The organism is Xylanibacter ruminicola (assembly GCF_900142525.1).
Lineage (GTDB): Bacteria > Bacteroidota > Bacteroidia > Bacteroidales > Bacteroidaceae > Prevotella > Prevotella ruminicola_A.
Genome location: NZ_FRBD01000006.1, coordinates 132,854 through 145,462, shown reverse-complemented (window position 1 = coordinate 145,462; position 12,609 = coordinate 132,854). Strand labels below are relative to the sequence as shown.

The following is a 12,609-nucleotide window of genomic DNA, read 5'->3' as shown; positions in this document are numbered from 1 at the left end:
GATACAACGATTGATATAAATCAAGGGAAACAATGCGTGAAATTTGGGGAACAAATCGTTATTTCTTCCCCATTTCACTGAGATTCCACGCATCACGCCACCTGATAACAGGCTTTCCTCCCTCAAATTCTATAGGCAACCAGATGTAGCGTGCATCACTTGGGTGCTTAGGGCGCCAGATGTCGGCCATGAAGATAAACTCATCGCCGTAGGGCAGGATATAGGTCGACTGTCCTTCGAAGGTAATCTCCGACTTAGGGCCTACACAAGGATTAGGATGCTGAGTCCAAGGTCCCCAGATGCTAGGAGCCGAGAACATGCGTGCAGCATTAGGTGCCCAACCGGTACAACCAGAGGTAATCATCCAGTAAGTACCGTCTTTCTTGAAGATGGCAGGTGCCTCGTTCTGTCCTCCAGGGGCTACGCGGGTGTAACGACCTGAGTGGTGCAGATAATCATTAGTCAGCTCTGCTATATGAAGCGTCAGGTTGTCTTCTGACGAGAAGATATGGTAGGCCTTGCCGTCATCGTCGATATAAAGCGTCATATCGCGAGCCATCTGTCCTGTACCAAAATCGCGCTTCAGGAACAGTCCTTTCTTGATAGCCTCAAGCCAGGTAGGTGTCCACCACTTCTTAAAGTTGTCAATGTTCAGTGTATCAACAACGGCCAATTCGTTTTTGCCGAATTCAACGGGATAGGTACCTGCATTTGCACGCTGTGAATACAAGAATTTATATGGCCCTTCTGGTCTGTCGCTCACGGCTACACCATATCGGGCAGCGCTATAACCTTTACCCTTCAGCTCCAGATGGAACCACATGCAGAATTTCTTTGTTACCTTATTATATATAACCTTGGGGCGCTCTAGCACGCAACCACGCGTAATGTCGCTCCTTCTGTCGTCGCTCACGTAGAGTGCAACGCCTCGGTTCTGCCAGTTCAGCAGATCTTTCGACGAATAACATTGTACACCAATCATAGCCGATGAGGTGGTGTCGCACTTGTTTTCGCCAAACCAGTAATAAGTGTCGCCATACTTCATGATGCCACCTCCGTGCGCATTGATATGACGTCCGCTGGCATCGGGCCATATTTCGCCAGAGCGAATCATCTTTGGCTTCTTCTGCTGCTCGTTCCAGTATTTCTCTATGCGCTTAGCCTCTGCCTTTGTGATGTGGATCACCGAGCCATGCTTGGGCGATGAGAAGTTGGTGGCTTTCATAACACCCTCGTTGAAACGGCCCAAAGGCTTAAAGGTCTTGAAGTCGCTAGTCTCTACGAAACCGAAGTTATGAGGGTTCACGCTGTAGATGTCGTACATCACCACCCATTTCTTCTGACCTATGCGCTTCCATACGTTAGGTGCCTCACAGCCTCTGTTCTCACCATCTATCTGCTCGGCATGATAATCGTTGAAATGATTGATTTTGTCTGAAATCATGTATTTGATGCCACCAGGGTTCTCTTGGGCCACATAGCTCATAAAGTAGCGTCCGTCGGGCATTGGGCATATGTCGGCATCAAGTACCTGAATCTTTTCGTCGGGATACTCAAACAGCAGTTGAGGCTCGGTCTCGAGCGTAGTAAATTCCTCGTTGGCATAACTGTAATACAGTTTGGTACGCCCGCCTGCATGCTGACGTATAGTAAAGTACACCATTGGTTTGCCTACAGCTGGATCCCAAATGGTTTGTGGAGCCCATGCGCATCCAATTTTGCCAAACTTCTCAGGGAAAAGCTTATCTATACGTGCCTCATGGTGAGTCCAATGTATCAAATCGTCGCTGGCCATCAATACCAGTCCGCGATTGTTACCCCATCCGAATTCATCAGGACGCTCCCATTGTGTGGCACGCAATCCCATCTCGCGACCAAAAACATGAAGGTCGGTCATGGCGATATAGAATTTGCCATTCGGAGCTCTATAGATATGTGGATCGCGTATTCCCCTCTGGTCTGCGATTGAATCGCCAGAAATGATGGGCTCGCCGTTATTCACAGCCGTAAAAGTATATCCATCGTAGCTGATAGCCATAAACAACGAGTGTGTGGGGTCGTTAAAGTACGTAAACAGGTAAGCACCCATGTCCTTTTCTGTGAGCACTTTTTTTGTTTTGGCATCAATCTGAGCAACTAAGGCCAGAAGCAACGATGCGAATAGTAATCCTTTCTTCATTTTGAGTTATCATTTGGTTTTGCAGGTGCAAAAGTACAATAATTGATTTATATCAATGGTTCAATATCATTATTTAGGGTAAACATATTGTTATTTTTGCTTTTTTCTTTGATGATTGGCAAAAGTTTAGTACCTTTGCGGGCAGAAAATAGCTAACTAATGAAACGTGTACTTTTACTATTAATAGCAGTTTTTGGAATTTGTGAGGTGGTCTGTGCCTGTCGCGTATCACTCAGAATCATGTCGCAGACGCCTGTCCAGGGCATCGAGGAAGCACGAAAGCTCATCTTCGATCGCTATGGCATGATGTGGGTAGGTACAGACCAGGGATTCAGATCATTTGATGGATATAGTTTCAAATACTATCGTAATAATGCCTATACTCCAGGCATACTCCCCAATAATTATGTACGCTCGATAGCAGAAGATCTTAATGATGGTCTCTGGATAGGAACTCGCGACGGACTTGCACTTTATGATCGCCGTAGGGGTACGTTCAAGATATATCATCTGCCAGGTAATCAAGCCCGATTAATTAACGCTCTTCATACCGATAAAGAAGGTGTTGTTTGGGCTGGTACAAATGCCGGTGTCTTTAGATATGATAAGAAAACCGACGGTTTCATCGATATCAACATCTCTTTTGGTGTTATCTCGTTTGCAGAGGATAATCGCGGAAATATCTATATTGGAACCTGGGAGGGAGGACTGTTTCGTCTTAACAAGAAAAGTGGGAAGATTGTAGGTTATCCTCGTTTAAGCGAGCGCAATACAGCCCAGACCATGTTGATGGATAGTAGAGGGCGGCTATGGATTGGTACATGGGAACATGGCATAGTGCGGCTTGACCATCCTGACAACGAGAAGTCTCCTGATATGCATAAGATGAACGATGGCAGAGTCGATTTCCGTACATTCCATAGTTTAGTAGAAGATTCCATGAGTCATGCTGTGTGGGGCTGCTGTATTGAGGGCCTTACCCGTGTTGACCTTGACGATGAGACAGACGTACAAAACTACCCCATACTGTCATTCTGTTATGACATGGTGACCGATGGAATGGGAAATCTTTGGGCACTTACCCGCGATAATGGTATCGTGCACCTCAGCACCCGCCCTTCTCCCTTCCACTTCTATCATCTGAACCCTGATGGACTCGAGTTGCCGGTAAACCGTGTTCAGAAGGTCTTTACCACCGATGGCAATCGTTTCTGGTTGGGCTTGCAACCTTATGGTCTGGCTCTGTACGACCGTCAAGCTGGTAGCGTGTTGTACAACAATCATATCCCTGGTTTGGAAAGCATGACAGGCCAGCAGGGTGTCTACGTACATACCATCTCCGACATGATAGTGCGCCCTGACAGCTCAATCTGGCTGGCCAGTTCGCGCGGCATACTGGTGTGGCATGAAGGCCGCCCAGCCCATCTGTTGGCTCGTGGCAGTACGCCTTTCTTAGGCGATAGCGAGGTAAGCGCCCTTCATGTTCTGAAAAACGGATCGATACTTGTAGGGCAGAATAATGGAATAGGCATCGCCTTCTCTGAAACCCAGGGGCAGATACTGAAGATGAACGAATCAGGACGCGATTTCAGCAATTGTCATGTGTTGTCTATATCCGAAGATCATCAGCATCGTATCTGGGTGTCTACCGAGGATCATGGCATCATACGTATTACGGGTAGCGCTGATAATCCTAAGTCGTGGACCTACCATCAGTATGCGCCTGCAGCGCAGAATTACGCCATCGACGAGGCTACTACTGTCTACGAGGATGCCAACCGTCAGCTTTGGGCTATCTCCAATAGCGGTGGACTGTTTCTGCTTAACGATGAAACCGATCGGTTCGAGCCCGTTAACCACCGATATTATATTGGTATGGGTAGTATCTACTCTATACAGGGCGATGATAACGGCAAGATATGGCTTTCTACCGATAAGGGATTGGTACGTCTCACGTTGGCCAACGGCCAGGGCACTACCACCTATAATATGGAAGACGGTATCGAGGCCATTAACTTCTCGTCGAACGGCGCCTTCAGCTTCGGTAGCGAGTTGTTCTATGGCAGCGCCAAGGGCTTCTTCTCGTTTAACACCTCCGAGATAGAACGCTGGCAGCAGGGCACATCGCCCAAGCTGGTTGTTACCGAGTTGATTATCGACGATAATCCTTATCTCTGGAACGACTCACTGAAGCGCAACGCCATCTCGCAAGAACAGCCTTTCTTTACTAAAAAAATCACGATTCCATCGGATACTCGCAAGTTCTCTATCGAGTTTGCCTTGCTCACCTATCAGAATCAGGAACAATGCCGTTATTCCTATTTCCTTGAGGGCTACGACCGCGACTGGCATAATACCGATGCACAGAGCCGTGCTGCCACCTATCAGAATCTGCCACCGGGCGTTTATAGCCTGAAACTTCGCGCAGCCGATAGTTACGGACGTGTGGTAGAGATGCCTTATCCCATCGAGATCAAGGTGCTTCCACCTTGGTATCGCTCATGGTGGGCCTACATCATCTATGCCGTTCTGCTTGTAGCCGCTATCTATGGCGTTAAGGAGTGGTATAAGGCCAGGGTAAACCGCCGAGCCCGCCTGCAGCAGCGCGTGAGTGAGTTGCTTCACTATCGCGAGCTGATGGTGATGCAGCAGTACGAAGGCGCACGCAAGGCCCTCGAGGCCGAGGAGCAGCAGCACTCGTCGCCCGATGAGCAATTTCTGAGCAGGGCCATCGACTGCGTGAAGCAGCATATCAACGATAGCGACTACGACCGCGAGCAGTTTGCCTCTGACATGTGTGTCTCGTCGTCAACCCTTTATAATAAGCTTCGAGCACTGACCGATCAGAACGTAACAGGCTTCATCAACAGTATACGCCTGAAGGAGGCCTGCAGACTATTGCGCCAGCGCCCCGACATCAAGATGACCGAACTCTCCATGGAGGTTGGATTCAACACCCCCAAGTATTTCACTAAGTGCTTCAAGAAAGAGTTCGGCATGCTCCCCAGCGAGTACCTAAATTATGACGAAGAATAATGCATATCTTTGCTCTCGAATTAATCAATAAACTAAGAATAGTTGTTGATAGTCAATACAAATCGCTAAGAGTCCTAGAAGAGAAGCTCTTGTTTTACGAATGGTTATTAAATTCTTTAAAATATGAATAGCCAGAGTTTTTGTGTAATATAATAAGTGTGATGCTAAAAAACGAAAACGTATTAATATGTTTTTTCTAGGAAGGATAGATTAATAGTAAGCTCAGTCTTTACGTAATCGGGATTGCAGTCCTCTGCCTAGAGGACTGCAATCCTTTAGTAGGAGGACTCAAGTCCTCTAGGCAGAGGACTGGCGAGCAAACAAAAACCACCCCCATAGAGTTATGGGGGTGGTTCGGTATATGATAGCAAATATGTTGCTTATGCGTCGATATTGGCGTAGGTGGCGTTCTTCTCGATGAACTCGCGGCGTGGTTCTACGTCATCGCCCATCAGCATTGAGAAGATCTCGTCGGCCTCGGCAGCATTCTCGATGGTTACCTGCTTGAGCAAGCGGTTTTCGGGATTCATGGTGGTCTCCCACAGCTGCTCGGGGTTCATCTCACCAAGACCTTTGTAGCGCTGAGTGTGCAGTGCCTTGTCGTCGCCGTTACCAGCTACATACTTATCGATAAAGGCCTGACGCTGCTGCTCGGTGTAGCAGTACTCAGAGGTCTTCTTATAAGTACACTTGTAGAGTGGTGGAGTAGCGATGTAGAGGTGGCCACCCTGAATAACCTGTGGCATGAAGCGATAGAAGAGTGTCATGATCAGTGTGTCGATGTGAGAACCATCGACGTCGGCGTCGGTCATGATGATGATCTTGTCGTAACGCAGCTTGTCGATATTGGCATCCTTAGAGTCTTCGCCGTCTACGCCGAAACGTACACCGATACTCTGGATGATGTTCATAACCGACTCTGCCTCGAACACACGGTGCCACTGTACCTTTTCTACGTTCAGAATCTTACCACGCAGGGGCAGGATGGCCTGGAAGTGGCGGTCGCGGCCCTGCTTGGCAGAACCACCGGCTGAGTCTCCCTCGACGAGGAAGATCTCGCACTCCTTGGGATCCTTGTTAGAGCAGTCGGCCAGCTTTCCGGGCAGACCACCACCGGTCATAGGATTCTTGCGCTGTACGCTCTCACGGGCCTTGCGGGCTGCGATACGTGCTGTGGCGGCTAGAATAACCTTCTCGCAGATGGTGTGAGCCTCTTTGGGGTGCTCTTCCAGATAATTGGTCATAGCCTCGCCTACGGCCTTCTGTACGGCTCCGTTTACCTCGCTGTTACCCAGCTTGGTCTTTGTCTGGCCCTCGAACTGAGGCTCGGCTACCTTTACAGAGATGATAGCTGTGAGACCCTCGCGGAAGTCGTCCTGTGCCACCTCAATCTTGGCCTTCTCAATCTGCTTGCGCAGCTGATCGTCCTCGTCGGCATACTTCTTCAGTGCACGGGCTAGGGCAATACGGAAACCTGTGAGGTGGGTACCACCCTCGATGGTGTTGATATTATTAACGTAAGAGTGAATATTCTCTGAATAGTCGCTGTTGTAGAGCAGAGCTACCTCGATGGGCACACCGTCCTTCTCGGTCTTCAGACAGATAGGATCGCCGATGATTGAGGTGCGGTGACGATCGACGTAGCGCACAAATTCCTTCAATCCCTCCTTGGCGTGGAACACCTCGGGCTGGCGGAGATTGCCTTCCTCATCAGGACGAAGGTCGGTCAGTGTGATGGTGATACCGGCATTAAGATAGGCCAGCTCGCGCATACGCTTAGCGATGATGTCGTACTTATACTCGGTAGTGGTAAAAATGCTGCCATCGGGCCAGAACTGCTGGCGGGTACCGGTCTTATCAGTGTCGCCTACAATCTTAACGTCGTAGAGGGGCTTACCCTTCTCGTATTCCTGCTGGTAGATATGACCATTACGGAATACCTGCGACATCATGTGGGTAGAGAGGGCGTTAACACAGCTTACACCCACACCGTGCAGACCTCCTGATACTTTATAGGAACCCTTGTCGAACTTACCTCCGGCGTGGAGCACTGTCATTACTACCTCGAGCGCACTCTTGTGCATCTTCTCGTGCTCGTCTACAGGGATACCACGACCGTTATCCTGTACGGTGATAGAATTATCTTCGTTGATAGTTACTTCGATGTGAGTACAATAGCCAGCCATCGCCTCGTCGATAGAGTTGTCGACGGTTTCGTTTACCAGATGGTGGAGACCTTTCTCACTGATGTCGCCAATGTACATAGCAGGGCGCTTACGTACGGCTTCCAGACCCTCGAGTACCTGAATGTTACTCGCGGAGTAATTTTGTTCTTGGTTCAGTTGTTCTTCTGTCATTTTGTTCTTAATTGCACTAATTGGTTGCAAAGGTACAAAAAAAAGTTCAGATAAACATAGTTTATCTGCTAAAAAACCAAAAAAGAAAGCCGCAACCCTTATCGGGCTACGGCTTAAATCTTATCAATGGGTAGAAAATTATCCCAGCTGATTAACGTGCAGTGCAAGGCTTGACTTCAGGTTTGCGGCCTTGTTCTTGTGGATAACGTTGGTCTTAGCCAGCTTGTCCAGCATCTTCTGTACCTTTGGATACAGAGCTACAGCCTCTTCCTTGTTTGTGGTAGCACGGAGCTTGCGAACTGCATTACGCATTGTCTTTGCGTAGTAGTGGTTGTGAAGTGCTCTTTTCTTCTCCTGACGGATTCTCTTCACTGATGACTTGTGATTTGCCATGTTTGTTTTGAAATTTTAAATTGTTAATTATAAAGCTTATGGGTCTTACGTCGTTAAGGCTGCCCTGGGCGGGCTTCTCGGAAGGAGCCCTCTACCACCTTGTCCCATCCTTAGAGTATGGTAGCACATGGCTGTGCAGATGGAAGATTTAAATTTGTAGTCCCTAGGAGAGTCGAACTCCTCTTTAGAGAATGAAAATCTCTCGTCCTAACCGATAGACGAAGGGACCGTCCATGAAATGCGGGTGCAAAAGTACTACTATTTTTCCATTCTACCAAATTTTTTTAGTAAAAAATAACATTTTACAGATAAAATGTGTATCTTTGCACCGATATGTTGACGAAAACTCAGGCTATTGTGCTACATTCGCTCAAGTATGGCGAGTCGCGACTGATTGTGGATATGTTTACCAAAGCGTTTGGTAGGCAGTCGTTTATCGTGAGCATACCCAAGGCACCTAAAAGCAAGATTAAGAAGCAATTTTTTCAGCCTCTTACACTATTGGAGATTGAAACCGACATACGCCCTAAGCTGCAGCTGCAGAAGTTGAATGATGTGAGGATGATGACGCCTTTTGCATCTATCCCCTTTGAGCCTGATAAGCTGGCTATATCGCTGTTTGTGGCAGAGTTTCTGTATTATGCGCTGCGGTCGGAACAGCGTAATGACCTGCTATACGATTATCTGGAGTATAGTATCGTATGGCTGGATGGGCAGCAAAGTAACTTTGCCAACTTCCATCTGGTGTTTCTGATGAGACTGACACGATTCCTGGGCTTCTATCCTAATCTGGATGACTACGAGGCTGGTGATTACTTTGACCTTAGAGAGAGTGAGTTTATGAGGAATCCGCCCGTACATCGCGACTTTTTGCATCCTGAGGAGGCGCAGAAGGTGCAGCTGATGATGCGTATGGATTTTCCGACGATGCATCTGTTCCGTATGTCGCACGACGACAGGAACCGCCTGCTCGAAGTGTCGATTAACTATTATCGACTTCATCTGCCGGATTTTCCAGAGATGAAGTCGATAGAAGTATTGCAAGCCTTATATCAGTAAGGCGCGAATTTACATGAATTTGATGGTGCCCTGTATGGGCTCCTGTGGATCCTGAGCAGCCTCGTCGATAACAACTACCTCGTTGCTGGCCTGCGAGTTGATGCTGTCAAGAATCTCACGGGTGCGCTTGTAGGTAGGTGTCTGCTCTACAGCTGAGATGACATCGTCGTTGTCAAGATCCTCAGGACGGAACAGGTAGATGTTAGGACGGCGCTTATAACGCTTGGTAGCGCCCTCGCCGCCATAGTAGCGGTTACGACGGTCCTGTCGTTCGGCAGCCTTCTCCTGCTCGGCAGCAATTCGGTTGATGTCTTCCTGGCTATGCTTCTTGAGGTGGCCGCCCATGCCATCTACGTTTTCGATGCCGAAACCTGTGGCCAGAATGGTTACCTTTACCTTCTTGCCCAGTTCAAGGTCGGTTGCAAGTCCCCATTTGATTTCGAAGTCGTTGCCGAACTTGGCCATGAAGTCGTTTACGTCGTTCATCTCTTCCATCATGAGTGATGACTGACCATCCTTAGAACCTGCAAACGAGATAGAGAGCAGAATCTTCTTAGAGTTGAAGATGTCGTTGTCGTTGAGCAGAGGTGAGTTCAGTGCATCCTCGATAGCCTTCTTAACACGGCCTTCGCCCTCGCCATAACCGGTTGACATGATAGCAACGCCACCATCCTTCAGTACGGTCTTTACATCGTTGAAGTCGAGGTTGATGAGTCCGTGAACGGTAATAATCTCTGCAATAGACTTGGCAGCCACACTCAGTGTGTCGTCGGCCTTTCCGAAAGCGTCGAGTACAGAGAGTTCGGGATAGATTTCGCGAAGGCGCTCGTTGTTAATAACCAGCAGTGCATCAACGTGTTTCGACATCTCCTCGACACCGTCGAGAGCCTGGTCGATCTTGCGATCGCCCTCGAAACGGAAGGGGATGGTGACGATACCAACGGTAAGAATGCCAAGCTCCTTGGAAACACGTGCGATAACTGGAGCTGCACCGGTGCCGGTGCCACCCCCCATACCGGCAGTGATAAAGGCCATGCGGGTGCCGTCGCTCAGCATGGTACGGATGTCCTCGATGCTCTCTTCTGCTGCCTGGCGGGCTTTCTCGGGCTTGTTGCCTGCTCCTAGTCCCTCCTTACCCAACTGGAGATGTACGGGTACGGGCGAATCGTTAAGTGCCTGGTTGTCGGTGTTGCAAAGCACGAATGTTACATCGTGAATGCCCTCACGGTACATGTGGTTAACTGCGTTGCCGCCGCCACCACCAACACCAATAACTTTGATGATGCTATGCTCCTTCTCCGGTGCTCCGAAGTCAAGGATATCTACGTTCATATTGTTCTCCATAATCTTCTGCTTTTTTTAATCTTCTTCTTCGACAATCGACTTACCAAACTTCAGGATACCCTTCTTCAGCTTGTTCCAAGTGCTGTTTTCCTTGCGGATGCGGGCCTCTTCTTCCTGCTTCAGGCGCTCTTCCTCCTGGCGTGCGCGCTCTTCCTCCTCCTGCTGGCGGCGCTTCTCTTCTTCAGCCTTCTGTTTCTCGGCTTCGGTACGGATTACACCTGCAGGGATATCGGTTGCCTGACGGGCAGGGCGCTGGTCGTTAGTGGGGTGAAGTGTCTGAGGTTTCAGACTGGCAAACAGGTCGCCGTTAGGATCGAAGGCATCGCCTGCGCAGTTGATGTCGCCCTTTGCTAGCAGTCCCAATACGGTGTTCAGCATGCCATTGTGCGACTTAATCTCCTCGTTGTTAGTAATGATGGTCTGCGATACAAATTTGGCAATGCGGATCTTGTCGACATGAGTATGGTTTACGAATGCCTTCTCGATGTTCTTCATATTCGAGCCGCCACCGGTCAGAATGATACCTCCGAGCAGCTTGTCGTAGTACTCAGATGGAATCTGGTACCATACGTTCTCGATAATCTCCTCAAGGCGTCCCTCGACAATCTCGATGAACTTGCGGCTCTCTACTTGACGATCGGGATCGATAGAGTATTTCAGATCATTGTCTATATCACTATTTTCGGTATATGCTGAACCGTATTTCAGTTTCATGCGCTCGGCATCGCTCTCTTCCATCTGGAGTGATGCTATATCTTTGGTGATGTTGTTGCTACCAAGGGGAATGACGGCAAGATGGCGCAGGATGTTCTTAGAATAAACGGATACGGTGGTAGTGTCGTAGCCCAAATCGACGAGTGCGCAGCCTGAGCGCTTTTCAACCTCGGTCAGCACGCTGTCGGCAAGTGCAAGTGGTGCCAGGTACATTTCGGCAACATTGATGCCGGCTGTTTCGAAGCACTTGTTAAGGTTGCGATAGAAAGCCTTACGCTCCAGGATGTTCAGGAAGTGGCCTTCGAGATGGGTGGCTTGAATGCCCACGGGATCCAGCTGGAACTGGGTTCCTACTTTGTATTCCTGTACGGCAGCATCCAGAATCTCCTGGTCGGGGTATGTCATGTTGCGGTTGGCATCCATCAGTTCTATCACCATGTCCTGAGTGATGATGGTTTCGCCAGGAAGATCTTTGGTTACTACGTTCTTAACGCTGCGGATAGATTGTCCGCCTACGCCTACGTAGACTTGTGTGATCTGGGTCTTGAGCTGATTCTCCAGTTTCTTGATAATACTGGTAAGGCATTGTGCGGTCTTGTCGATATTGTAAACCACACCTTTGCGGATGAACGAAGAAGACTCCTCCTTGACCATAGCAAGCACATTGATGCTGCCGTCGAGATTCTTCTGTCCCGCGATTCCGGTTACTTTTGACGAACCGAGTTCAATTGCTACAATAAATTCCTTTGCTGCCATCTCTTATTATATTTGTCTGTTATTCTTTTTACATATAATCTGGTTGTTAAACTCCACATTAATATAGTTATACTTGTTCCATCCGGCCTTGTTCAATCCGTAGATATAGAACTTGCGAAGACGCTCGAGCTTGGTGTCGATGTTGTTTGGACTGCCAAGAAATGCGATGTGGTCGCCAACGCGTGGTACCATCTCAAGAGTCTGGTTGGGCAGTACGTTAAGCTGCACAGCCTGATTGCGCCAGAAACTGTTGCTGACAATCTTGTTGGCAACCTTCGATAATACGTTCTGAGCGTATCTTTTGGTGATATTTCCTGTTGCTATCAGAATGTCGGTGGCGTAACCTGATTCTGGCATGATGTTGCCATGATGGTCGAGATAGTAGCTATCTCCATTGATTGCCATGATTCTGATGACAGGTATGCGCTGCTTGATGTTGATACATACATGTCCGCTTAGTGTCTTGTAGCACTCGACTTTCTCTACAAACGGACTCTTCAGTAGCGTCTCTTCCATCTTTCGTGGAGAGATGGTGTTCATGGGCTGAGATAGTGGGTATAGCTTATACTGTGAGAGTAACTTCTTGACTTCGCCTGGATTCAGGAAACCTTCCATCGATTCCTGCTCGATGTCGATCTTCACCTCTGTGCACTGCTCGGCCATGGCCTCGTCGGGGTTGTTGAAAGCTGTGACGGCCAGTACCAAGTAGATGCCAACGATAACGTTGCAGGCTACGATGAGAATCTGTTTCCAGTTGAAGTTGATAGTCAT

Annotated in this window: 8 protein-coding genes and 1 tRNA gene; 2 read left to right on the top strand and 7 right to left on the bottom strand. The window is 48.6% G+C overall.

What is annotated here, in order from left to right; translation table 11 throughout:
- Window positions 1–58: 58 nt before the first annotated feature.
- Window positions 59–1,225: a glycoside hydrolase family 43 protein gene (locus tag BUB86_RS17940; protein WP_410543928.1), complete on the bottom strand. Its 1,167-nt coding sequence runs from the start codon at window positions 1,223–1,225 to the stop codon at window positions 59–61.
- Between the two features lie 1,113 nt (window positions 1,226–2,338).
- Between BUB86_RS17940 and BUB86_RS05505 the strand changes: the two genes are divergently transcribed.
- A complete protein-coding gene (locus tag BUB86_RS05505; RefSeq protein WP_081373116.1) occupies window positions 2,339–5,215 on the top strand; it encodes a two-component regulator propeller domain-containing protein in 2,877 nt (958 codons plus the stop codon).
- Window positions 5,216–5,595: 380 nt separating this feature from the next.
- Here BUB86_RS05505 and gyrB read toward each other — a convergent pair whose 3' ends face one another.
- The 3 genes from gyrB to BUB86_RS17570 all read right to left on the bottom strand — a co-directional run bounded on the left by gyrB (window position 5,596) and on the right by BUB86_RS17570 (window position 8,194).
- Entirely contained in the window at window positions 5,596–7,572 is a 1,977-nt protein-coding gene (gyrB, locus tag BUB86_RS05500) for a DNA topoisomerase (ATP-hydrolyzing) subunit B (protein ID WP_073206683.1), read from the bottom strand.
- A 138-nt stretch (window positions 7,573–7,710) separates the two neighbouring features.
- The gene (rpsT, locus tag BUB86_RS05495; protein WP_073206680.1) at window positions 7,711–7,965 is read right to left on the bottom strand and encodes a 30S ribosomal protein S20; all 255 of its coding nucleotides are present in this window, start codon (window positions 7,963–7,965) and stop codon (window positions 7,711–7,713) included.
- A 157-nt stretch (window positions 7,966–8,122) separates the two neighbouring features.
- Window positions 8,123–8,194, bottom strand: a tRNA-Glu gene (locus BUB86_RS17570).
- Window positions 8,195–8,298: 104 nt separating this feature from the next.
- Between BUB86_RS17570 and recO the strand changes: the two genes are divergently transcribed.
- A complete protein-coding gene (gene recO / locus BUB86_RS05490; protein WP_073206677.1) occupies window positions 8,299–9,024 on the top strand; it encodes a DNA repair protein RecO in 726 nt (241 codons plus the stop codon).
- 9 nt (window positions 9,025–9,033) lie between these two features.
- Here recO and ftsZ read toward each other — a convergent pair whose 3' ends face one another.
- The 3 genes from ftsZ to BUB86_RS05475 are packed head-to-tail and all read right to left on the bottom strand — an operon-like array spanning window position 9,034 to window position 12,609.
- Window positions 9,034–10,368: a cell division protein FtsZ gene (gene ftsZ, locus BUB86_RS05485; protein WP_073206674.1), complete on the bottom strand. Its 1,335-nt coding sequence runs from the start codon at window positions 10,366–10,368 to the stop codon at window positions 9,034–9,036.
- Between the two features lie 15 nt (window positions 10,369–10,383).
- A complete protein-coding gene (gene ftsA, locus BUB86_RS05480; protein ID WP_073206671.1) occupies window positions 10,384–11,838 on the bottom strand; it encodes a cell division protein FtsA in 1,455 nt (484 codons plus the stop codon).
- A gap of 6 nt (window positions 11,839–11,844) precedes the next feature.
- Window positions 11,845–12,609 carry a cell division protein FtsQ/DivIB gene (locus BUB86_RS05475; RefSeq protein ID WP_073206668.1) on the bottom strand — a complete coding sequence of 255 codons (765 nt, stop codon included), beginning with the start codon at window positions 12,607–12,609 and terminating at the stop codon, window positions 11,845–11,847.

Coding starts and splice junctions, on each gene's coding strand:
- ftsZ (WP_073206674.1), bottom strand. CDS start 10,368: ATGGAGAACAATATGAACGTAGATATCCTTGACTTCGGAGCACCGGAG.
- BUB86_RS05475 (WP_073206668.1), bottom strand. CDS start 12,609: ATGACTATCAACTTCAACTGGAAACAGATTCTCATCGTAGCCTGCAAC.
- BUB86_RS17940 (WP_410543928.1), bottom strand. CDS start 1,225: ATGAAAGCCACCAACTTCTCATCGCCCAAGCATGGCTCGGTGATCCAC.
- ftsA (WP_073206671.1), bottom strand. CDS start 11,838: ATGGCAGCAAAGGAATTTATTGTAGCAATTGAACTCGGTTCGTCAAAA.
- gyrB (WP_073206683.1), bottom strand. CDS start 7,572: ATGACAGAAGAACAACTGAACCAAGAACAAAATTACTCCGCGAGTAAC.
- recO (WP_073206677.1), top strand. CDS start 8,299: ATGTTGACGAAAACTCAGGCTATTGTGCTACATTCGCTCAAGTATGGC.
- rpsT (WP_073206680.1), bottom strand. CDS start 7,965: ATGGCAAATCACAAGTCATCAGTGAAGAGAATCCGTCAGGAGAAGAAA.
- BUB86_RS05505 (WP_081373116.1), top strand. CDS start 2,339: ATGAAACGTGTACTTTTACTATTAATAGCAGTTTTTGGAATTTGTGAG.